Here is a 23,779-nt window from a genome sequence, read left to right as displayed (position 1 = left end):
GATCATTGTCATGCAATTTTAAAGCGCTATCATGAATGCATGTTTGACCATCTATCCATCAGCCAATCCCCGACCTGCTTCACGCAGCTGATGACTTAAGGAATCAAAATACGTGCCTTCAAGCAAACCGACTAATGTATTGGTCACACGTACTTCAATCTCATTATCCCCGGCGCGAAGCCACGAAGATTGACCCTTCCAGCGATAAGGAGACCAGCAGCGAACACCCAGACTGTATCCATTGACCAGAACTTCAGTAACATCCTGAACTCGCCAATCACTGAATTCCAGTTCGAAGAACGGAATATCTGGACTCCGTTGATCCAACCAAAAGCTTCGCTTGTAAATCATCTCTCCTGCAAAATGTGGATATAACGCTTGCGGCTCCGGTTGAATCTGCACAGCCGTGTCTGGTTCCCTAACTAAGGAAGCCATACCCTCATGATGAAACTCCACTCCAAATCGTCCTTGTAAGTACAAAGGGTCAACAATTCCATCTTCATCTTTCGTGATCTGAACTGTAACCTTCAGCTCGTTAAGACCACTGTGCAGCCATGGTGTAATGTCATAACCGATATTGTCAAAATCCGTAATCTCGACTGATTCGAACGCATCCGGACGGATAGGATGATCATTAATGATTAACGTCCAGTCACCCGAAATGGCCCTTCGATCCATGAATAACAGACACTCAGATAAGGCTGTTCTTAGTTCAAACGAAGTTGCGTAATGGCACTCCAGTGGATACGCAATGGATGGCTTCTTTGGTGTGCCGAATACTTGATTAAACTGGAGCGGAAGCAAGTTATGTGCTGAACAATCTGCTGCCTGATCAATGAACGGCTTGACCTCAGAATGGCTACCCTCAAAAATTACACCGTTGTAATTTTTCGCCGTAAGGTGGAAATGCCCCATACGCAGTACGTTAGGCTGAACCGTTTCAAGTCGCCAAGGCCCCTCGGAAGGAATGATTATTGAATGAAATTCATGATGACTACCGTCCATATTTTTTACACCAAGAGCAGATTCCTTCTTCTCAGTATCCTCTGTTAACTGTTCTTCTGATGAACCGTGCTCATCATCCCAGGTTAGTCGTATAGCATGTGCTTCATAAGCTGCGAAATGTAGTGAAATATACCCTTCGTCTCCACGATTATGGATGGGGAGTGCATACCGTTGTCCCTGCTCCAAATCTAGTCGATCTACCCGCAAGCCTTGATTAGGTGCGCGTTCAGCAACTGTCCATGATGCATCAACTGAGACCTTCAATTCGCCTTCTAAGCATTGATCTTCCTGATTGGTTAAAAAGACCATATATTCGCCTTCAGACAATTGTCTTGTCTGCATAAGCAGAGAAGATCTTTCCTTCTTCATCACCCAACGAACGGGTTCAGGCAGAACCTCATCCAGAAGCAAGGACATCGACTCAAGTACAGTCCGATTTATCGAATCACTTCCTGCCGTAGGGAGGAAATAAGCCTTTCCTTCTCCACGTCGCCATAGGCATTTACCCTCATCCTGTTCTGGTTCACCATTACCCCAATACGGTATCTCTGGGTGATCGCCAGCTCCGAAAAACTTCGCCGCTTCATCCCCTGCTGGGCTTCCTTCCTGAATAGGTATATACGGAGGCAACCCGACAGAAATAACGATCCCGCCCTGTTGTACCCATTGCTTCACCTGTTTCCACGCCGCTGCTTCCAAATTCAGCATGGGTGGGAGAATCAGAACCTCATAACGAGCTGCACCTATTTCAATCCTGCCATCAACCATCTGGGCTTCCGCCAGCAGTTCCGGATCAAGATGGTCATAATCCCGTCTGCTCTGCAATAAGTGCGTAGTGATCCTCATCCAGTCATTCGTGAGTCGTTCCAGTCTTGCCCGTTCTGCTTCGTCTTCTCCGCTATATTCAAAACCATGTAGTGGATTACCCATTAAACTCCAGAGTGTAGTCGTTGGGTCCAGCACAGCGATACGGATATCGGCTGTCCCGGTGCTCATCAGGTAACCTAATCTTCCGGTGTAGTCACCGAGTTCCCGAAAGTGTTCCCAGTACGGGTTTTGCAGGAACTGTGATGGGGGAGCATCATGCTTCGCCAGCCCGCCAATCGTATAGAAAAAAGCATGAAAGTTGAAAAAGTTCGTGCCCATGGCCGCCATTCGATCAATCATCCATTTGGCATCCTGCAAGGTCATTGACCAGCCTACACTGTGAAAACATTCAATCAGATTTCGTTCCCGTCCCAGTTGTCTAGCTAATGAGCTGACCATTTTGGGATTGTCGCGCATTCTTTTTCCGTAGCGTTCAAGAATCCAAGACAACGAACGTCCGATCTTCTCATGGGCGGAATCTCCACCTGGCATGTGGCTGTATAACTGTGTCGTCATACGCACACCAGGAACCTCTGCCGCATATTGAATTCCAGCCTGCTCGCACCAGTCGTGAACTTGCTTATGATAAGAAGAACGGAGCAATACGTGCAGGGATTGAAAATAGTCATAGCGGATTCGCTCGAAATCCGGAATATCTCCATACAACAGCGCAGGTAGAGATTCAATGAGGCTATAACCACAACGTTCACTGAAGTAACCAGGCAATTGTGGTGACCATGGAATCTTCCCGAGAGGTGCAATCTCATCCGAAAACACACCTTTGATTACGCTTTCAAATTGTTCTCCAAACGCTGACTGATAACGATCATGGGTGAGTTCGATGAAACGACTCATTGCCTCCTGATGGCAAGGGTCAACAAAGTTCCCGTAATATTTAAAATCATCGATCTCTTCTTCTTGAAATACAATAACTTCCCATTCTCCAGCCGGAGCCTCCCACAACAAGCGAAGAGCCGTATGGTATGTAAAAAATCGCTTGCGATTATACGAAGTCAGCCCCGTCTCCTGGTACACCTGATCTGTCTGCACATTACCAATGAATCCTCGCAGATTGATCGATTCATGCCATACGCGCTTCCCTTGGGCATCCTTAGGAACAGCTTTGGCATATAAAACGCGTCCCCAGGGCAGCTCATAATCGAGCAATGTGCCACCTTGTACATTCAGATGATGATGAATAAGCTGACGTTGCTTCGCTTCCGGGAATTCAAGTGTTACCTCGCCTCCGGCCATACCACTCGGATATGGATATTCGTCATACAACCAGACCTGCATGCCAAGTTCATACGCAGCTTGGGTAGCTACTTTTACCTTATCAAACCATGCTTCAGATAAATAAGGAATCTGTAGTCCCTGACGCGGACATATAAAGAACCCGCCCACGCCCTGCTTATGCATTTCTGCGATTTGACGCTTAATCTGGCTCTCTTCCATATCCCCATTCCAAAACCAAAAGGGATGAACCCGGTACTGCGCCTCGGGATTTTCAAAAGCATCCCCGTTCCACATGTCGCCTTCCTCCCTAAAACCATAAGAGTGGTTGTTCATCTTCCATTATCGTTCATTTTAGTTCAAATGGGTTTGTTTCGCTTTGATTATACAACAAAATCGAATACTGGGAAGCCATAATTCACAAAAAAATTGTTAAAATGGATGAATATTGAATAGCCCGGCCGCCTGCACTACGACACTAACGGCAACCGGGCTGTAGTATAAGAGGTTGTTTAAAAAGTCCGCTTTTGATTACGAAGGATGCCTTGAGGCATCTTAGCGTCGAATATGGGATTCAGCCGAAATGTCCGTTGCTCACGTAGTTTTGCCTACGCTCCGCTACTCCATTTCTATCTTTATCCCATCTTCTTGGTACTGAAAACCGACCTTTTTGAACACGCACTATAAAGATTATTTGAGCGCAGCGTAAAGCTCATTTACTTCTTTGACATAGTCGTTACCGCCGCTCTTTCTCCACAATTCAACTGCATCTTGGAAGCCTTTCTCATCGATCTGTCCTACAATAAACTTGATGCGAGCATCATTGATGATGTTATCAAGCTGTGGTCCCTTCTGGGCATATACATCCGAGATCAGTGGTTCGCCCGGATTCGCGATGACAATCTTCTCATTAGCTTTCTGCACTTCAACAACTTTCTGTCGAACAGGGGTTTGTTCTACACGTAACGTTTTGTCCTCGGGAATAAACATCAGAATCTGATTCAAACCCTGTACATCCCGCAGCGCTAGTTTATCTGTTGTAGGGATGATGTAATCGCCTTTTTTCTCATACTGCTTCCCCTCCAATCCGTTGCCAAGTAATGCCTGAAGCTCAGGTTCGTTCAATTGATCCAAGAACGTCAGCACCTTCTTCAGATCCTCCTCGGTTTTCACACTGCTCTTGGAGATGACGACCATCCCAGAGTATCCAGAAGTCGGCATATCACGCAGACCTTTTGGCCCCTCCATCGCTTGCAATACATCCACACGTCCCGTAGCCGCAGGGTCTTTCTCCAAGATTTTCTGATCCATGCGCTGTGCATTATCTGCAACATCCACCATGACACCAGCCTGACCATTTACAAACGGATCTGGAAGTTTCGTTGCGTCCATAACCGCGAAGTCCTTATTCACCAGACCTTCACTATAGATCTTGCGGAAGAACTGCAATGCTTCCATATACTCAGGGGTGTCGTGTGCGGGAATTAATGCCCCGCTGCTGTCCTCTCCCCATTTGTTCGGTGCGCCAAACCACACCTGCATGTTATCCCATGGACCTGTGAATTTACTCGCCACCAGCCCATACGTATCTTGCTTACCGTTTCCGTCCGGATCATCATTGGTGAACGCTTTCAATACATTGTAGAACTCATCAATGGTCTTCGGTTCTTCCAGCCCCAGATTCTCCAGCCAGTCCTTCCGGATCGTTACCCCGTTACGCCCAAGAGCACGAGCACGATATATGCCATACGTTTTGCCATCGATCGAAGCATTGTTCGTAATAATCTCATTCATTTGGCTCAGGTTCGGATAATCCTTCAGGTAAGGCCCAAGCTCCCAGAATGCTCCCGTTCGAGCTGCGTTGATGAAACTCGGCGACTTTCCGAGCACCACCATAATATCCGGCAATTTGCCCGAGGCTAAGGTGATATTGAATTTGTCTTCATACGAGCTGCTGGGCACCCACTGAAAGTTAACATCTATCTTGGTCAGTTCCTCCAGCTTCTGGATAACCGGACTATTCTCCGGTGGATTCTCTGCTTCAAAATTAGGGAGCATGATCGTCAACTGATCTCTGCCACTCGCCGCTTCCCCCGTATTCGATTGTTGTTCCCCGCTACATGCAGCGAGCACTGTGCTTAATAGCATAGATGCACAAAGTACAATAGCCATCTTCTTCAATCCTGTTTTTGGTTGTCCCATACATTCTCCCCCTTGGATTAGCCTTTAATTGAACCGAGCATGACACCTTTGGCAAAATGCTTTTGCAAGAACGGGTACACCAGCAAAATCGGGATCGTACCCACAATAATAACCGCCATTTTTACGGACTGTTCCGGTGGTTTTACAAAGTTGGGATCCATGTTCGCCATATCTCCAACACTGGCCTGCGACAGCAGTACAATTTGCCGTAACATGACTTGCAGCGGCCATTTGGTACTGTCGGAAATGTAGAGCAATGCAGAGAAAAAGTTATTCCAATGTCCCACGGCGTAGAATAATGCAAATGTAGCAATGACCGGTTTGGACAATGGCAAAACAATACGCCACAGCACCCCAAGATCAGAACAGCCGTCGATGCGAGCCGCTTCCTCTAGCCCAGGCGGCATCTGTTGAAAAAAGTTTTTGACAACAATAAGGTTAAAAGCGCTGATCGCGCCAGGAAGCATCAAAGACCAGTAGGAATCAAGCAGTCCAAGACCTCGTATGACGAGATAGGTCGGAATCATGCCTCCCCCAAATAACATGGAGAAAATGACCATATTCATTAGCATATTCCGTCCCCAGAAGTCGCTGCGAGATAGCGGATATGCCATCGTAAGCGTGAAGAATAAGTTAACGAACGTACCTACAACGGTAATGAAGATGGATACACCAATACTTCGAAACATCGTGGAGGATGAAAAAATATACTCATATGCGCTAAGGGAGAACACCTTAGGAATAAGGAAAAAACTACGTTCAGTAATTTCAGCTTCGGTCGCGAATGAATTCCCTATAATATACAAGAAAGGAAGAACGGTTAGTAACCCCAGAACGCCGAGCATGATGTAGTTGAGCACATCAAATACTCTGCCAGCAGGGCTGTTATACAGACGACTGTTCATGAGCGGTTACCTCCTAAAGTCTATTAATAAATACCGGGATGACCAAACTTTTTGGCAAGTTTATTACTACCAAGCACCAATATAATCCCCACAACAGACTTAAAGAGTCCCACGGCTGTACTGTAGCTGAACGCACCTTGCGTAATCCCCACGGTATACACATAGGTATCGAATACATCCGCTACATCCCGGTTCAGTGAGTTCGTCATCAGGTAAATCTGCTCGAATCCTGTGTCCAGAAAGTTCCCGAGTCTTAGAATGAGCAAAATTACAATCGTAGTACGAATCGCTGGCAGGGTAATATGCCACATTCGGCGTAATCGTCCTGCCCCATCAACAATAGATGCTTCATACTGCTCTGTATCTACTCCCGCAAGAGCTGCAAGGAAAATGATGGTCCCCCACCCCATCTCCTTCCACATCATCTGAATAATGATCAGCGGTCGGAACGTATCCGGGCTGGACAGCACATCTATCGGTTTACCTGTGATCATCGCAATCAGCTCATACAGCACTCCGCCTTGAGGTGTCAGAAATACATAAGTGATACTGGCGATAATCACCATGGATACAAAGTGTGGTACATATACGAGCGTCTGAATCGTTCTTTTGAAAAAGGCTGTTCGAATCTCATTTAATAGGAGTGCAATAATGATCGGTGCCGGGAAAAAGAAAATGAGATCGTATAAGGCAAGGAGCAACGTATTCCGTAGCAATCGGAAAAAGTCTGGATTCGAGAAAAAGGTCGTAAAGTTCTCCAACCCTACCCATTCACTATTGCGAATCCCTAGAAAAGGCTGATAATCCTGAAAAGCAATAACGATTCCCCACATGGGCAAGTATTTAAAGATTACAAAATACAGAAAACCGGGAAGTACAAGTACGTATAACCATTTATTTCGCTTGATCTGCCGCTTCCAGTTGGACTCCCGTTTTACGGAGTAACTTGAAATATCCGCCTGCGTTGTTGTAGCGGCACTTCCATTCTTCCCGTTCATGCCCTCTCCCTCCATTCGTGTAAGCGTTATCAATTTATCTGATACTCAGACTATACAGCGCCCTTATTTCCGGCAACCTTCATTTTTTGCTTAGCACTTCTCATACCTGTACAAAGCCCGATATAGCGCCAATAGCGCTCTTGATTTGCAACATTTTGAAGAAGAGGATTGCACATTTTTGCCGTCTTCTCTTTATTTGTATTTGTACCCCAGCCACCTTTATAAAACAAAAAAGAACCGGAATCCCTATATGGAATCCCGGCTAACGAAGCTTCTGAAAATCGATTAAGATGTAAACCACTGATCCCGATACTGGCTCGGTGTTGAACCCTCTTGTTTTTTGAAAATTCGATTAAAATAACTATGCTGGTATCCTACTGCGCTTGCAACATCATTTATTCTCATTGATGTCTCACGTAGTAACTTTTTCGCGTTCTCCATACGTACCTGGGTCAAATAATCAATAAAATTCATTCCGGAAATCTGTTTAAATGCCTTGCTGAGAGCATAAGGTGTCATCTGTTCCAGATCGGCGCACGCTTCCAATGAAATATCGTTGCTGTAGTTGTCATCAATGTACTGCATCGTTCGTTCCACCACCTGTTTAAGCGGCTCTTGAGATCTAAGCTCGATCTCCTGCATATACGGTCTGATGACTTTCTCCTTCATCCACTGCATCATCTGTGCTGGTTCACGAATGCTCGACAGTCGTTCATACATGTTACAGCCGCCGAACAGCTGGTAAGGAATAACGCCCGTTTGCAGCATGACATGCTGAATACTACCCAATAACTGAAGCATCATCTGCTGCACCTGAAATTCCGTGCTATCGGTTCGAGTCACTTCGGTCAGAAATTGTTCCATTCCCCGTTCTGCTTCATCCCGCTTTCCCAGTCTCAGCGCCTGAATAAAATCACGTTCTAGCCCGAGGGGATAGGTTGCTCCTTCCACTTGGCTGAAGCATTGCTCATCATCTAGATCAAGGATTTGGCTGCCTACCTCCACACTGCGATAAACGACAGCTTGCTCCATCTCCACGAATAAACCAGGCAATTCCTGCAACGTTGCGGCTGGGCGACTGACCACTACGGTGACCTGCATTTTCAGCGTTCGGTGAATCACTTCCATAAGCTCCTCTCCCCACAACAACGCCTGCGGCTTCAAGGAATCCTTCTCTGGAGCTATAATTAACATCGCCGAGGATAGATCGTGGAAATTCATCACACTAACTTGGCTAAAATAACCCTTCGCAACCTCTTCTATAATGTTGACTGCGGCAAACGTAATCAGTCCTGTGTCCCTGCTGCCAAATCGTTCTCGTAATGTCACATGTCCTATAAAATACATCTGCAATAACAAAAACTGCTGCCCCTCCACCTCAAATCCAAGGTTTGTCATACGCCGGCGCAGATCCTGCTCGTTGTATGCGTTTAGATGGCCTTGCACCAGTTGTAATACAAAGCTGTCCCGTAGATGAGGAAGTTGTTCTTGTAGCTGGCGGTGAGCTGTCAGACGATCTGAAGTCAGTTCATTCCAGTGCTGTTCCAACAGTTGGAATTCGTCCAACTTCACATCGGTAGACGCTTCGTTTCTTCCAGGTGTCAGCAGATGAACCATCCGTGCAACCGGTGAATAGATTCGGCGTGAAGCAAACCATGACAGCAGCAGCCCTAATACAAGACTGCCTATGCTCGCCATCACAATGATTTTGGATACCAACTTGACGGGTGAAGTAACCGAGGTCAATGGAGCTGCAGACACGTACGTCCAATCCGCATCGATTCGGCTTAACGAGCCGGATGATACGGAATAGGTCTGATCCTCATATTTGAATAGAAAAGAATGGCTATCCTTGTGCAAGGCGACTGCATCTTTTAATTGCTGTTCAAAGGCTGAATCCTTGGCGCCTGCATCCGTATTACCAGTAATCAGTGTATTGCCTTCGGCATCCATCAGAAAGGTTAGCCCTTCATCATATGGAGTAAGCGTTTTCAATAAACTTGCGATTTTTGAGTTATCCAGCGTGATGATTAGGGCGCCGAACGGCTTGACACTTTCCCCCGGAATTTTATGTACAAGAACGAGCGCATCACTTGAACCTGTATGTAACAAGCTGGGATTAGAGGTCAGGGATTGCCCCGTGTCCTGTTGACCGGATATCCAATCCGTCCAATACACATGATTTCCCATGCTCAGGTATCGATCATACGCCTCGATCTGGCTCTCATCCTGCAGTTCGTTATATTCCCGATTGAATACAATCGGCTGTGGCTCTTTCAAATATAGCTGTGCAGATTGAATTAATGGATGCGAGCCCTGTAGAACGTACAATGTCGTAACAATCTCTTGTGTTTCTTTGAAAAAATATACAAAATCCAGCGTCCGGAGTGCATTGCCGAATCTGGGTTCGAACGCCCAGTGCGATAAGGTCATCTCCAAATAGGCGAGCTGATCATCTACATTCCGCGCTCGGTTCTCAATCTGGTTTTGATGCATCTGGTTAAATTCTTTTTCCATCTGATTCACGACCAACCCATACATCACAATTCCTGTAATCAGACCGGGAATGCTCGCGATTAACAAAATAAGCATCAGGCTGTTTCGGTAGAAGCGCCCCTTCTGTCGCCTCGTCCATCTTCCTGGCAAACGAAAAAAACGACCCATGTCCCGTACACGACTAGTTGGCTCCATCAGCGGTCACCTGCCTGCTTGTGAGTAATCTGCCTGTCATGGGAACTGCTTCATCTCCCTGCTGAGTGATTTGTATGATCTGTGAATGACATCCTTTTTTATATTATACTCAACATTTCCCAGTGAATGAAACGAGATTTAATGTAACGTTTTTTAACCAATGTTTTATTAACCCGTAAAAATGGATTACAATAGGATGAAGCAGAACATGAAGGAGGCTTATTAATAATGAAAGAACAAACGTATTTTCAACAAAACAGAGATAAACACTTGGCCGAACTGAATGAATGGTTATCCATTCCAAGTATTTCAGCCATTTCGGAACATAAAGAGGACATTAACCGCGCAGCACAGTGGGCAGCCGATGCACTGACGCGTGCAGGCATGGAGAATGTTGAGGTTATTCAAACAGCAGGACACCCGATTGTGTATGCTGACCATTTGCATGCACCTGGCAAACCAACCGCATTGATCTATGGTCACTATGATGTACAGCCTGTTGATCCACTTAACCTGTGGGACACACCTCCATTCGAGCCTACCGTACGTGACGGGAAGTTGTATGCTCGCGGAGCAACGGATGATAAAGGACAAATTTTCTTACATATCAAAGCGGTAGAAGCTTTGCTCGCAGAGAACAACGAACTTCCCGTTAACGTGAAATTCTGCATCGAAGGCGAAGAAGAGATTTCCAGTCCGAACCTGCCAATCTATCTTAATGATAATACGGACAAGCTGCGTGCTGACATGGTTCTCATCTCCGACACATCCTTGCTCGAAAAAGGCAAACCCGCGATCTCTACAGGACTGCGTGGTCTCTGCTCGCTTCATGTGAATCTGTTCACTGCTAACACGGATCTGCATTCAGGTTCGTTTGGTGGAGGTGTTCCGAATGCACTCCATGCACTCGTTTCCCTGCTCGCTTCATTGCATGACGAACAAGGACGCGTTAGTGTAGATGGCTTCTACGATGGCGTGCTGCCACTGTCCCCTGAGATGAGAGAAGAATTCGTGAAGCAAGGCTTCAACGAAGAACAGCTTCGTCAGGATCTTGGTCTGGAGCAGTTGTATGGTGAAGAAGGTTACTCCTTCGTGGAGCGTGTTGGAGCACGTCCAACACTGGAACTGAATGGCGTATGGGGCGGATTCCAAGGTGAAGGTACCAAAACCGTTATTCCGAAAGAGGCTCATGCCAAAATTACATGCCGCCTTGTGGCCGATCAAGATCCACAGCAAGTATTGGATCGTATCGAAGCACATCTTCGTGCTCACGTTCAACCAGGTGCGACACTACAAGTGAAACAGATTGAGAAAGCTTTTGCCTTCAATACAGATCCATCTAACCCTATCCTGCAAAAAGCAGCAGATGCCTATGAGCAGGTATATGGCGTGCGTGCCCTCTTCACCAAAGATGGCGGCTCCATTCCGATTGTGGAGAAACTCTCACGTGTACTTGAAGTTCCGGCTGTCATGATGGGCTTCGGCTTGCCTGATGAGAACCTGCATGCACCAAATGAGCACTTCAACCTGGAGAACTTTGATAAAGGGTTGCTTACGATTGTTCAGTTTTTGAAAAGTTTGTAGCTCGTTAGTTAAAACCAGATCATTGGGGGCGTGCATCGTAGACGTTCCGGTGACGAATCGTTCTTACGATCGCTGTTATCCCCAGATTTCTTCGATTCCCTTCTCTAAAGGGAGAAATCACGGGGATAAAGGCGAACGCTCCGCTTCTTCAGAATCGATCTCGTCCCCTCCACTACATTGCTGCACCCATGAACTGATTTTAAGAAAAGAGCCCACCTTTAGTGGGGTAGGGTATAGGGATTATAAGCAAACGACCTTCGGGGTCGTTTGCTTTTTTGGTTTAGAAATTGTTTTGATTTTTGGGTTTGGGGTTTGGGGTTTGGGGTTTGGGGTTTGGGGTTTGGGGTTTGGGAGTTAATTTTTGATTTTTGGTTTTAGAGGGTTGGGGTTGGGATCTGACGTTTTGAGTTTTTGAATTTTAGGGGGATTTATTTTGTTTGTTTTTGTTTTATCGTTTCGGTTTTAGTTCTTGAATTCTGCTTATGGGTTCTGTTTCCTTGTTCCTGGTCTTTGTTTGAATCTTAGTTTTGGGTTTTTGGTGCTTTGGATCATGGAATCTGTTGCATATTTGCCTGATAATGAGAGCTAATCCTTACGAAGAGGTGAAATGATATGTCTGCTTCTCACCTAACCAAAAATGCGCTGGCTCGCTCCCTTAAATCACTGATGGAGCATACACCGCTGAACAAGATTACAGTCAAACACCTGGTTGACGATTGTGGTGTGAACCGGCAAACTTTTTATTATCATTTTCAGGATATTTATGCACTGCTTGAGTGGATCTATAAGACCGAAGCGGTAGAAAGTTTAACGGAGTATCGAAGCTACAGTACATGGACGGATGGATTCTATAAAATCTTTTGTTATATCGAGAATAATAAAGCGTTCTGCTTCAATACTCTGGATTCTCTTGGACGCACCCACCTTGATGGATATCTCTATGAGGTAACCCATGATCTGATCATGGGTGTCATCGATGAACTAGCTTGCGGAATTCAGGTGCGAAGTGAGGACAAGGAGTTTGTTGCCAACTTTTACACCCTGGCGTTTACTGGGCTGATCATTCAGTGGATGAGGGGCAACATGTCAGAGCCGCCAAAACAGATCATTGAAAAGCTAAGCGAGCTGATCGAAGGAAATGTACTACGAGCATTACACAGATATGAGAATAAGCTGCCATCCACCTGAGGATGCGCAGCTTATTTCATTTTTTCATCCACTACTTACTAACTAACTAACTTACTTACTTACTCTTTTTTTCAACTTAACCTGCACTCACGACTGATTCCGCCAAATCAAAATTTAGACATTTTTCCAAAAGTGACTAAAAAGTAGACACACTCATTCTTTTGACCATACCTTACTTCACCTGCAAGGTTTACATTAGGGATGTGATTACAGAACCCATTTGGAGGCGAATCATTGTGAAGAACGAATACGGTAATAAACAGGTCTATTTTGTAGGCGGCGGCATTGCTTCATTAGCAGGGGCAGCTTATCTTGTCCGAGACTGCAGCTTCCCCGGAGAGCACATTCACATTATCGAAGAAATGAACATTCTGGGCGGTAGTAACGACGGCGCTGGTAATCCCGATCAAGGTTATATCATCCGCGGTGGACGAATGCTCAATGACGAGGCTTATGAGAATCTCTGGGAGCTATTGGCTTCGATCCCTTCTATCGATCGTCCTGGTTTGTCGGTTAGACAAGAAATTACCGAGTTTGATAATGCTAACCCTACTCACTCCAACGCTCGACTCATTAAGCGTGATGGTGAGGTCGAAGATGTGCTCTCCATGGGCTTTGATATGGCCGACCGACTGGCGATGGGCAAGCTGATTATCACACCTGAAGATACATTAGGTAAATTAAGGATCAATGATTGGTTTGGCCCTCACTTTTTTAAAACAAACTTCTGGTATATGTGGGCTACCACCTTTGCTTTCCAGCCTTGGCACAGTGCTGTAGAATTCAAGCGATATATGCTCCGCTTCTTTCACGAATTCCCAAGAATTCAAACGCTTGAAGGTGTTACACGCACTCCATACAATCAATATGATTCCATCATCTTGCCTCTGCAAAAATATCTTGAACCATTCGGCGTAGATTTCACCTTGAAATGCACCGTTACCGATCTGGACTTCAAAGAAGGCGATGGCATTACAGTGGAGCGGATGCATGTGCGCCGGAACGGTAACGAGGAATCTATCGACATTCAAGAAGGTGATCTGGTCATTGTCACCAACGGTTCGATGACCGAGGGAGCAGACATCGGTTCCATGTCTTCCGCTCCGAAGCTCAACGGCAAGGGCAGCTCTTGGAAGCTATGGGAGAACATTGCCGCCAAGAAACCTTTGCTAGGCAACCCTTCTTCTTTTAACGATCATGTACATGAGTCCAAATGGGAGTCATTTACCGTCACCTTTCAAGATTCGGTGTTCTTCGATCTGATGGAGAAATTCACGCGCAATCGTGCAGGAACCGGTGCTCTGGTCACTTTTAAAGATTCCAGTTGGTTTATGTCCGTCGTGCTTGCCTTCCAGCCGCATTTCCGTGGTCAACCGGAGCATGTCAAAGTATTCTGGGGTTACGGCTTATATCCCGACAACGTAGGTGACTACGTGAAGAAACGCATGTGTGATTGTACAGGAGCGGAAATCATGCAGGAACTTATTGGTCATCTTCATTTCCAGGAACATCAAGAAGCCATTATGGCTACCGCGAACTGCATTCCATGCATGATGCCTTATATTACAGCGCAATTTATGCCACGATTGAACAGTGATCGACCTAAGGTCGTTCCCGAAGGCTCCACCAATCTTGCTTTTATCAGCCAATTCTGTGAGATTCCTGATGACGTGGTGTTCACGGAAGAATATTCGGTTCGGGCGGCACGGATTGCCGTGTATACCCTACTCGGAATAAACCGACCCATTGAGCCAATCCATCAGTTTCAGTATGATGTCCGCACGTTGTTCAGTAGTTTTGTGACCTCGTTTAGATAATAAAATTTACAATATTAAAAGGAGTGCCGTCATGATTTTGACAGCACTCCTTTTTGATAAATACAAACATTAGATGAGGATAGTAAATCCGTTGCCACCTAAATTAATTGAAGGTAAACAACCTGCGCATTAGACGTGTATAGTGCCCTTCGGTGCCTCAATTCCTCAATAGCATGTACTTTCGTGAGGTTACGCCTGTTCCCCTTATGTGCGAAACGTGGTGAACTTCAACATGTGTACTAGTTGGGATAAATGTGCGATGTTCTGCTGTACTTCTGAGGTATCCGTACCTGCCATTGCCTGATTTGCTCGCAACGTTCTCCGGGTATTCAGCATTCCTTCGATCAGTTTCATAACCGTGTTGCGTCCACGATGATCGACAATCATATACTTTTTGCGTGCGTCCAGCTCTACCCATACGATATTGCTGAACGTTGTAAATAGTTGTTTACGATACTGCTCCATATCGGTCTCATTGTAATGCTCGCCATAGAAAGCATAATATCCGTGAATGTGCAGCTTCTCTGCCAACACTGTGATAAAAGGATCATGCTCAAGCATAGCGTTGCGTTCCATATTTCACGCCTCCGTGATGCGTAATCCGTAGATCCCATCTTATTTTGAGATCTATTTTATCATATAATCCAGACCATTTCCTCTCTCGCAATATATGCCGAGACTGTCTATCTTATATAACTCGTAGAACGCCGGAATGATTCAGTTCAGTGATTCAGCGATTCGCCGTCCTTTTACCCACACACCCGCAACGTCCAATCCCTCATTCAGCAAAACGATATCTGCCTGCTTGCCCTGAGCGAAGGAGCCTGTCCGATGATCGATGCCCAGCAAACGAGCTGGAGTCAGACTCGCTGCTCGTGACGCAGCCGTAACACTTAAGCCAACCTCCTGCACAAGATAACGGAAGCCCCGCACCATCGTTAGTGTACTTCCCGCGAGCGCACCACCATCCTTCAGGCGTGCCACACCATGCTCAACAATAACCGGAAGATCACCAATTGCGTATTCCCCATCCTCTAGACCTGCGGCAGACATCGCATCCGTGATCAACACCAGTTGATCTAATGGTTGCTTCAGTTGTGCCAGAATGGAGATGGCTGCTGGATGCACATGAATTCCATCTGCAATGACCTCTGCACTAATCCGCGGATCGCTGAGTACGGCTCCAGCAGCACCGGGAAGCCGATGATGCAGTGGCGTCATGGCGTTGAATGTATGTACGGCATGATGCAGCCCCGCCTCTACTGCACGTTGTACCTCATCATAGCTGGCATCTGTGTGTCCCAGCGCTACCGTAATTCGTTGGCTTCGCAGCCATGCAATCAGCTCCAACGCACCTTCACGCTCTGGCGCCAACGTCACCTGCCGGATCAATCCAGGATATTGTTGTTCCCATTCTTCTAGCCACGACACATTAGGCAGTACAATATGTTCCGGATTTTGCGCTCCAGGCCATTTGGGACTGAAAAACGGTCCTTCCAGATGCACACCTTCGAGTTGTGCAAAAGGCATCGTTTCGGATCGATATTTATGAACCTCATACAGCACCTGATCCAGTCTATCCTTCGGTGCGGTCATCGATGTAGCCAGCATAGCGGTCGTTCCTTGGGTGCAATGGAATGCAGTAATCGTATCTAGTACCTCTTGGCCGGCATCCATAAAGTCTTCGCCATTGCCGCCATGCACATGGATATCAATGAATCCGGGCACAATCATGCCATGTTCAGGCACAGGCAAAAATTGCCCTTGTCGACGAAACGAATCAGGTAGCCCTTCGGGCGAGCCTGCATATATTATTTTTTCATCACGCCAAGCCAAAATTCCATCAGCAATCACACGATCTGGGAGCACAAGCTTACCCTGTAGCATAGATATCTTATCGCTAGCCGCAAGCTGTTGCGTATCATCTGTGCTCATCTAACCAACCTCCTAACCCAACCTCTGATCCATAACGTTCTCAGGATTTATTTATAATTTATTAAACTTATTATCTTACCCATTTCCCCGCAGCTCGGTCTAACAATACAACTACATTGGGGTGACATTGCAGCAGTGAAGCTGGGATTTCAGTCGTGATTGGTCCCATAAACGCTTGCCGAATAATCTCGGCTTTCTCCTCACCACGAGCGATCAGCAGAATCTGCTTCGCTTTCAGGATCGTCCCAACTCCCATGGTAATCGCCTGTGTCGGAACCTGATCGATACTGTCAAAAAAGCGAGCATTGGCTTTTCTCGTCTCTTCCTTCAACGCCACAACATGTGTACGACCCGTCAGTTCTGTGCCAGGCTCATTAAATCCAATATGACCGTTATGTCCGATACCTAGAATTTGCAGATCAACCGGACCACGATCCTCAAGCCGTTGTTCATATGCCTTGCACTCCTGGGCTAAATCCGGTGCGTTACCATCGGGAATATACGTCCTTTCCAGGTCGATATCGATATGATGGAACAACTGTTCATTCATGAAGCTGCGATAACTTTCGCTATGTTCGGCGGGTAAACCTACATATTCATCTAGATTGAAGGAAGATGCTTGTGCGAAGCTAACCAGATCTTTTTGCACCATCGCAATTAATTGTTTATATATCCCCACTGGAGAACTGCCTGTAGCAAGCCCTAGTACCGCTCGCGGTTTCGTCTGTAGCAGACTCGTAATGATCCCGGCACCTGTAACGTTTAAATCTTCTTCATGTTCAAAAATACGAATGTTCATCTCGTTAAGCACCTCCGTTGTTATGAACCCGATAGGACTGTACATTGTGGTACGATTGCTCAAGCTTTGGAATGAATCGGTCAAAATCGGAACTCACCATGCCTGTGAACAAAATGTCGATGACATGTAATAAGGCTATCCGTGAAGCCATATCGCCTCTTCGCATGCCCTTCTCAAGTGAGGAAGTAAATAGAGGAATATCCGACACCGTAGCCAGTTTGTTATTACTGTAGGATGTCAACGAGATCGTTGAGGCTCCGGCTTGTTTGGCACAATGCAGTGCATCAATCGTCTCAGGTGTTTCTCCCGAATATGATACGGCTACTGCAACATCCCCCTCTCCTAACGAAGAAGCGGAGGTAATCTGCATATGGGAATCTGAGAAGGCGGTACAGCTCTTACCGATCCGAACTAGTTTCTGATAGAAATCCTGAGTCACAATGGACGACGTAGCAACACCATAGAGATCGATTCGGCGTGCAGCGCACAATAGTTCAATCGCATTGCCCACCCGCTCCAGATCAAGCAAACGAGTTGTGTCTGCTATGGAAGCCAGATGATTCGCTTCAATAGCTTCAACGATTTTGGACAACGAGTTGCCTGCCACAATATCCTGATATGCCGTTTCTCCTGTTGAGTGTGATAATTCGGCGGCAAGTTTCATTTTGAAATCAGGAAAACCTTTGAAATGAAAGGATTTGCAAAAACGGGTTACCGTCGCCGGGCTCGTCCCGCTTTGCTGCGCAAGATGGTTAATCGTCCAGCCTGGAATGTCTGAGGGCGAACTCAATATCACTTCTGCAATTCGCCGTTCTTGAGCAGGCAGGTCTTGCAATTCTTGCTGCAACGCATGTAATATGGCTGCCATAAGCGCGCTCCTTATGAAAATTATTTTTATATTATTTAATGTATTAAAGAAAATTATTTTTATATCATCATTTTATACAACGATGACCTGTAAATCAAGAAGATTTCCTTCACTTGTTTCATCTCTATAGAACCCTTATATTGGAACAATGAGTTTGCATAAAGGAGTTGATCCTATCATGAATAAACGTCAGCAGCAGAAGATCATCCCGTCCATATGGATCATCGCCGAGAGGCAAAGTGAATATAAACCTTATTACGTGTTATACGCGATCGATTGGAAGCGAGCAGGCCGACTAAGCTGGGAGGGTTGGGATCGTCTGGACGACTTGTTACAATTCCATGTTCCTTTTAGACATAAGATAGGGAGTACAAGAAGCACATCACAACCCTGTGCCAAAATTGCCAAAAAAACGATATTTCTTTCTCTAAATGAAGAACAGTTCGAGACTTTAGAGCAGCTGTTTTATCAGCCTTTTTCCAAGAAACGATGGAAAGAATTTATGAAGCAACACTGTAAACTCCATAAAAAGGTGAGTACATAATGAAGACAGATCATAAGCAGGTTTTGCTTCAAATGATGGCTCCATACTATGAGATGTTGGATCACTTAATGGGTGAAACAGGTGATTTTTCACAGGTCGACTATGTGGAGAAGAAAGATGCTACGTATGGAAAAAGAGATGCGAATTATACCAATCGCTTCAAAGTACTACTGGCTATTTATCATCGGGAAGATCGGCATGCGCCGCATTATGAGTCGATTGTAAGAAGGCTATTAATGAATGAGATCATAGATCGGCAGACAAACAGCTATCAGGGTATAGGCGAAGTATTGTATTACTGTGTTTTCTTGCTGAAGCAGTACAACCGAGATGAAGATCAGAAACTATTTTCCCAAGCAAAAGAGGCCAACTTCGATACTAGCTGTGGATTTGAGCCTAATCGAATTCGAGAGCAACACCTTTTTCATATAGATACTGCTGACCTTTCGGATTGCATTCGCCTGACAGAAGATTTGCTTGAGATGACGTATCATTCAACATTTGTCGATTTATGGATTGCGGAACAGACGTGCTGGAATTCAGAAAACCTGACTGAGCTACTCTATATTGAACGAAACCGGAAACACATTGATGGTGAGATTGAAGTGATGAGAAAACTTGCTGCAATTGAGAAAAATGCCGGAAATGATCATCAATACTGCTACCAGGCATCTAACTTGGCTGAAAAGCTCATCACCGAGGGTCAGTTTGAAGAAGCAACTCTGTCTATGGAATCTGTCATTCCGCTCATTATTAAAGAAGATCGTTGGTGTATGGTTGGATTAGGACGTCAAATTGTTCAAACGTGTATTGATATTATGTATTATTATGGTGCTAATTCTTCCCATTCCCTTACTTTGTGGCAACCCATTGAAGGCTTTCTAGAACAGGCTGTTGAAAATATGAGCTTAAGTCAATATGATCGAGTTACGTCTGCCTGCCAATTCATGGGTAACATTCAGCTAGAGCAGATTTTAATTGAAAACAGAGATAAGCACATAGATCAGTATAACTTTTGAAAATCATTATAGAGGTGTTCCATAGCATGAAAGCCTTGCCCCATTCTTCATGACAAAGAATAGAGAAAGGCTTTCATGCTGCTACTTAACCCTAACTGTAATTCGCAACTAAATCTTCAGTTCTCCGAGCTTAATCAGCTCTACAACTGCTTGCGAACGACCCTTAACATTGAGTTTCTGCATCACATTCGAAATATGGTTACGCACCGTTTTCTCGCTGATGAATAACTGCCCTGCGATGTCACGCGTCGTTTTGTCTTGAACCAATAACTCGAATACTTCGCGTTCACGGTGGGTCAACAGAAATTTACTTTTATGATCGATACCCTTCAATGTTCACCCCTCCTTGCTCGGGTTGTGTTGGTGTAACAAGGTTAAGGGGATACAGTCAACTCATCTTATGTCAGGTCAAGGGCGATGGTTCAGTTTTAGAAGAAAAATGGGCAGTTATTTGCATATATCGCTCGAATACACGGAGTGCATATGTAATATAGGAGATGATGTAGATAACAAACATGCCTTTGCACTAGATGTGAACATCTATACAAAGGCAAATTTGTCTCATTTGTTCTGATTACCGGAAATTATGATTCATAAGACCATCACGGTTGGTGCGGTTCATTGTACCATCACCGAGAATGCCATCACGATGATTCGGATTCATTGCATTGGTTGGGAAAATGCGTTCCACCATCGAAGAGAAGGTATCGATCATGCCGCTGATCGGCTTACCGTTACGAATGTCTGTTGCATACGATTCTGTATGCTCAACAAATTCCGGGTTAGCGGATACATAGACATTTTCGACGTTAGGTGCAAATTGCTTGATTTTGGCTGCGATTTTGCCTTTGATTTCCTCTGGGGTATTATCATCCGAGCTATGCACTCGTTGCCCCTCGCTTTTGGTGCCATAGCGACCTTCATCCGTCGTGCGCGCTTTGCCACTGTTGGTCAATCCACGCATCATTCCAACCGTTCCTGTACCCATCGTACCGTAAAGTCCACGGTCATTCCCCATGTGACTACGATCTGTTGCAGCACCTGTGTTGAGCCCTGGCGCTATACCACTTGTAGTATATGGAGACATCGTTCCATCCCCACCATGAACGCGCAAACCGCCCATATCTTCGCTCATACTTTCAGTGCGCATGGTACTGTTCGGGTGAACGCTCATACCTCTCATATTCCCACGTGTTGACTTACTCTCCAACTTGCCAGCATGTCCATCGGTTAATCGAACGGCAACATAAGCATTGCGATCCGTTAACAACACGTTAGCTGACTTAACTTCCTTCATTTCTGTAATACGTTTAGCTAGTTCATCACTTGATTTTAAACTTGTGACACGATGACTACGATAATTGTTGGTGCGAATACCATCCATCCCGTTGCTTTCCACACCATAACGGTTAAGTCCCTTCACCTCATGGCGCACACTTTGGGAATGCATGTTGTTAGCATCCTTACTTGTACCGCAACCTGTTAATCCCGCCATTACAAAAATCGCACTCGTCAAAGATAAGGTTATTGCTTTCGCCTTTTTGGCTGTTGGCATGTCTCATCCTCCAATGGGTTATGGTTTTGGTCACAGAGATAGGATGCTCCTCTACGCATACAGGTATCCTGAAAGGATATGGAACCTTAACCTATGGTGGGGAATCTAATGCCTGCCTTTGACTTAGCTGGAAAATGTAAAAAAACGGTGCTGCAACTTATGCAGCACCGTTAGATAGATCTATAACATGATTACAAATATTTTTGTATAAGAATGCTTCACCACATTCATTTTTTCAGCGCCTCAGCGGAATTCTCTACATCCTGCAAAGCATCTGCCTGGAGAGCATAAGCCCATTCGCCATCCGGTGTAATCACCCAGATCTGGTCTGGGTCAGAAGCTACCATAAGCCCACGATATACATCTGTAATCGTCTCTCCATTCACATTCTGTTCTACTGTAAATGTAAATCGAGGGACAGTGTTTTTCAGCTCAGAAGCTCGGCGGACATCATCGGCAGTCGTTAAATTTTTTATTTTCCCGATCAAGGAGACCGCATCTGTTGCTTCCAATTCAGCGCCATTAAATGTCCACTGTTTCTCCATCGCACCTTCTTGAGCCGTTGATTTTAATATCCAGGTGGCTGCTTCACCCTCCCAGTCCAGAGACTGCACATTCGACTCATCGAGGTTGAACGGTGTTGTATCCAGCAGCTCACGCCGTGACAACTCGATACCACTAATCGTTTCACTCTTAACTGCGACAATAGCGCCTGAGTCTACACGAACATAACGAGCATCGTCGGCTGGCAGTTGGCCACCAATCGTGAGTTCGATTTTACGTTGATCCTTGAGCTGTATGTCCAGCTTTGCGGCATTGGTACCTAGTCCATACTTCTCAACATTCGTTGGAGTCTCCTCAACGACAAGATCCTGGTTCGCTGCACTTAAAGCATCCAGCAAACTGCTTACGGCATAACCGTTCAGAGGATAAGCTTTTGGTTCAACCATATGCCAGACTCCTTGCTCCAGTTTCAGTTGCGAAGATTCTTGGCTTGCCGCGCTATTTCCTTCAGACGTTGGTTTTTGAATCGTAATTGCCTCAATGTCTCCAGCTTGAATCCCAAGCAATTTTACCTGCTCCGCTGCTTCTTCTCGAAAATAATTTTGACTGGCTGCATACATCCAGCCCACCATCAGAACCAATACGGCAAGTATCGTTGGCATCCATTTTCTCATACACGTCTACGCCTCCACCATAAGAGTACTCCAATGATCACAAAGACGAGCGGGAATGCCACTAGCGCCACAAAGAATATTACTCTGGCTTGTTCACCGTTTAGGTAGGCCACTTGATAACCAGCTTGTATACGAGGTCTGATCGTTAATCCATCCTGCTTCTCACTTAAATAATTCGCCACATTCAGAATAAAATCACGGTTCCCTCCATTGGCAATCTCTGAATCCTGCATGAAGATTGAGGAGCCAAGAATGACCGCTTTTGGTTTACCATCCGTCGTATCTGCTGCATACCCAAGCTCCACAGGACCTTGTACATCTTGCTGCGGATCGTTAGAGGTTTCGTTTTGTAACAGACCCGCAATATCCTTCTCGCCATAACTATCGTTTGACGAATGAATAAGTGGGGACAACGTATATTTGTCCTGCTCTTTACTCGTTAACGCAATGGATAGAGATAACATTGGATATAGCTTACTTTCGGCTAATTTATCCGTTATTGCATGAGATTCATATTCAGGTACAACCCACAAAGGCCCCATCGTACTCGCTTGTTGTTGATCCACCATCACCGCATGCTCATCCACGACACCGTAGTCCGCAGCAAGGGCATCAATGTTCTTCCAACCTGACTCCATATCTTCATGGAATCCGAGGGACAGCAACAATTTACCACCATTACTTAAATAGGTGCGAATGGCTTTCAGCTCCGTATCGCTAATGTCACGCTGTGGACCAATAATGGCAAGTACATCGGCATCCTCAGGAACTTGCCCCGCTTGATTTAGTTGTAACTCCTCTGTTGTGATGTTGCTCTGCTCCAGAGACGAACGAAGTGTTGTCAGCTGATCCAAGCCAAGCTCCTCGTGACCCGTCAGGAAAACCATTTTATGCATCTCCGATGAAGATAGATTCATCAACGCCTGAGTTAGCTTTTCTTCACCTGTAAATTGGTACGATCCATCACTTCCATCACCTGCTGCTGTAAATAGACTCGCAATATCAATAACCTTATGCTGATCTCCCTGCTCCAGAACGATGGAACTACCTGTAATCCCATACTTGGATGCGAGCGTAGGCTCCTGCGTCAGATTATATTGCTCCATCTTCAGCTTGCTGTTACGTTTCGTATATTCTTGTACCATATCTGTCACTTCACGATTAAGGACAGTATTATTCGCATTTTCGACGGTTAACACCAGAATGTTGACGTCCTCTTTTACATTTTTGATGGCGGTAAGCGTCTGATCAGATAAGGTGTATTGTTTGTTGGAAGTTAGATCGAGTTGGAACCCTCCAAGCGAATTCAGAAACAGCGTTAGCAAAATAAAGATGCCAATGACCGCTACTGAAAGTACGGTGCTGTTGGTATGACTTAACCATTTTTTCAT

General features: G+C 45.5%; 18 protein-coding genes. 5 read left to right on the top strand and 13 right to left on the bottom strand.

What is annotated here, in order from left to right; translation table 11 throughout:
- Positions 1-51 precede the first annotated feature (51 nt).
- From M3636_RS23320 to M3636_RS23300, 5 genes are all read right to left on the bottom strand, one after another.
- Entirely contained in the window at positions 52-3,402 is a 3,351-nt protein-coding gene (locus tag M3636_RS23320; protein ID WP_251384202.1) for a glycosyl hydrolase, read from the bottom strand.
- A 393-nt stretch (positions 3,403-3,795) separates the two neighbouring features.
- Positions 3,796-5,307 (bottom strand): extracellular solute-binding protein, encoded by a 1,512-nt coding sequence (locus M3636_RS23315; protein ID WP_251384201.1) that lies wholly within the window; start codon positions 5,305-5,307, stop codon positions 3,796-3,798.
- Between the two features lie 17 nt (positions 5,308-5,324).
- Positions 5,325-6,212, bottom strand: coding sequence for a carbohydrate ABC transporter permease (locus tag M3636_RS23310; protein WP_251384200.1), 888 nt, complete (start codon positions 6,210-6,212; stop codon positions 5,325-5,327).
- 23 nt (positions 6,213-6,235) lie between these two features.
- Complete coding sequence (locus M3636_RS23305) at positions 6,236-7,210, bottom strand: ABC transporter permease (protein ID WP_145409238.1); 975 nt, start codon at positions 7,208-7,210, stop codon at positions 6,236-6,238.
- Between the two features lie 285 nt (positions 7,211-7,495).
- The gene (locus tag M3636_RS23300) at positions 7,496-9,901 is read right to left on the bottom strand and encodes an AraC family transcriptional regulator (protein WP_251384199.1); all 2,406 of its coding nucleotides are present in this window, start codon (positions 9,899-9,901) and stop codon (positions 7,496-7,498) included.
- Between the two features lie 228 nt (positions 9,902-10,129).
- On the opposite strand from M3636_RS23300, the gene M3636_RS23295 reads away from it, so the two are divergent.
- The 3 genes from M3636_RS23295 to M3636_RS23285 all read left to right on the top strand — a co-directional run bounded on the left by M3636_RS23295 (position 10,130) and on the right by M3636_RS23285 (position 14,490).
- Entirely contained in the window at positions 10,130-11,485 is a 1,356-nt protein-coding gene (locus tag M3636_RS23295; protein WP_251384198.1) for a dipeptidase, read from the top strand.
- 612 nt (positions 11,486-12,097) lie between these two features.
- Positions 12,098-12,673: a TetR-like C-terminal domain-containing protein gene (locus M3636_RS23290; protein WP_251384197.1), complete on the top strand. Its 576-nt coding sequence runs from the start codon at positions 12,098-12,100 to the stop codon at positions 12,671-12,673.
- Between the two features lie 236 nt (positions 12,674-12,909).
- A complete protein-coding gene (locus M3636_RS23285; protein WP_251384196.1) occupies positions 12,910-14,490 on the top strand; it encodes an oleate hydratase in 1,581 nt (526 codons plus the stop codon).
- A gap of 204 nt (positions 14,491-14,694) precedes the next feature.
- Here M3636_RS23285 and M3636_RS23280 read toward each other — a convergent pair whose 3' ends face one another.
- From M3636_RS23280 to M3636_RS23265, 4 genes are all read right to left on the bottom strand, one after another.
- Positions 14,695-15,066, bottom strand: coding sequence for a hypothetical protein (locus tag M3636_RS23280; RefSeq protein WP_251384195.1), 372 nt, complete (start codon positions 15,064-15,066; stop codon positions 14,695-14,697).
- Between the two features lie 141 nt (positions 15,067-15,207).
- Positions 15,208-16,425, bottom strand: coding sequence for an N-acetylglucosamine-6-phosphate deacetylase (gene nagA, locus M3636_RS23275; protein ID WP_251384194.1), 1,218 nt, complete (start codon positions 16,423-16,425; stop codon positions 15,208-15,210).
- 70 nt (positions 16,426-16,495) lie between these two features.
- Entirely contained in the window at positions 16,496-17,224 is a 729-nt protein-coding gene (gene nagB, locus M3636_RS23270) for a glucosamine-6-phosphate deaminase (protein ID WP_251384193.1), read from the bottom strand.
- Between the two features lie 4 nt (positions 17,225-17,228).
- On the bottom strand, positions 17,229-18,092 hold the full coding sequence (locus tag M3636_RS23265) for a MurR/RpiR family transcriptional regulator (RefSeq protein WP_251384192.1): 864 nt from the start codon (positions 18,090-18,092) through the stop codon (positions 17,229-17,231).
- 178 nt (positions 18,093-18,270) lie between these two features.
- On the opposite strand from M3636_RS23265, the gene M3636_RS23260 reads away from it, so the two are divergent.
- A complete protein-coding gene (locus M3636_RS23260; RefSeq protein ID WP_251384191.1) occupies positions 18,271-18,636 on the top strand; it encodes a hypothetical protein in 366 nt (121 codons plus the stop codon).
- Positions 18,636-19,655 carry a hypothetical protein gene (locus M3636_RS23255; RefSeq protein ID WP_251384190.1) on the top strand — a complete coding sequence of 340 codons (1,020 nt, stop codon included), beginning with the start codon at positions 18,636-18,638 and terminating at the stop codon, positions 19,653-19,655. The genes M3636_RS23260 and M3636_RS23255 overlap by 1 nt, the downstream gene beginning before the upstream one ends.
- Positions 19,656-19,763: 108 nt before the next feature.
- On the opposite strand, the gene M3636_RS23250 is transcribed toward M3636_RS23255, so the two are convergent.
- The 4 genes from M3636_RS23250 to M3636_RS23235 all read right to left on the bottom strand — a co-directional run bounded on the left by M3636_RS23250 (position 19,764) and on the right by M3636_RS23235 (position 23,779).
- Complete coding sequence (locus M3636_RS23250) at positions 19,764-19,988, bottom strand: helix-turn-helix domain-containing protein (RefSeq protein WP_017692532.1); 225 nt, start codon at positions 19,986-19,988, stop codon at positions 19,764-19,766.
- 241 nt (positions 19,989-20,229) lie between these two features.
- The gene (locus M3636_RS23245) at positions 20,230-21,210 is read right to left on the bottom strand and encodes a YhcN/YlaJ family sporulation lipoprotein (RefSeq protein WP_251384189.1); all 981 of its coding nucleotides are present in this window, start codon (positions 21,208-21,210) and stop codon (positions 20,230-20,232) included.
- A gap of 227 nt (positions 21,211-21,437) precedes the next feature.
- Positions 21,438-22,388, bottom strand: a complete 951-nt coding sequence (locus M3636_RS23240) for a DUF4340 domain-containing protein (protein ID WP_251384188.1) — start codon at positions 22,386-22,388, stop codon at positions 21,438-21,440.
- The gene (locus M3636_RS23235; protein WP_251384187.1) at positions 22,385-23,779 is read right to left on the bottom strand and encodes a GldG family protein; all 1,395 of its coding nucleotides are present in this window, start codon (positions 23,777-23,779) and stop codon (positions 22,385-22,387) included. Before M3636_RS23235 ends, M3636_RS23240 begins: the two co-directional genes overlap by 4 nt.

Source organism: Paenibacillus sp. MER 99-2 (genome assembly GCF_023714095.1).
Taxonomy (GTDB): Bacteria; Bacillota; Bacilli; order Paenibacillales; family Paenibacillaceae; genus Paenibacillus.
Note: the sequence above shows the minus strand (reverse complement) of the source record. Positions and strands in the feature narration are given on the sequence as shown.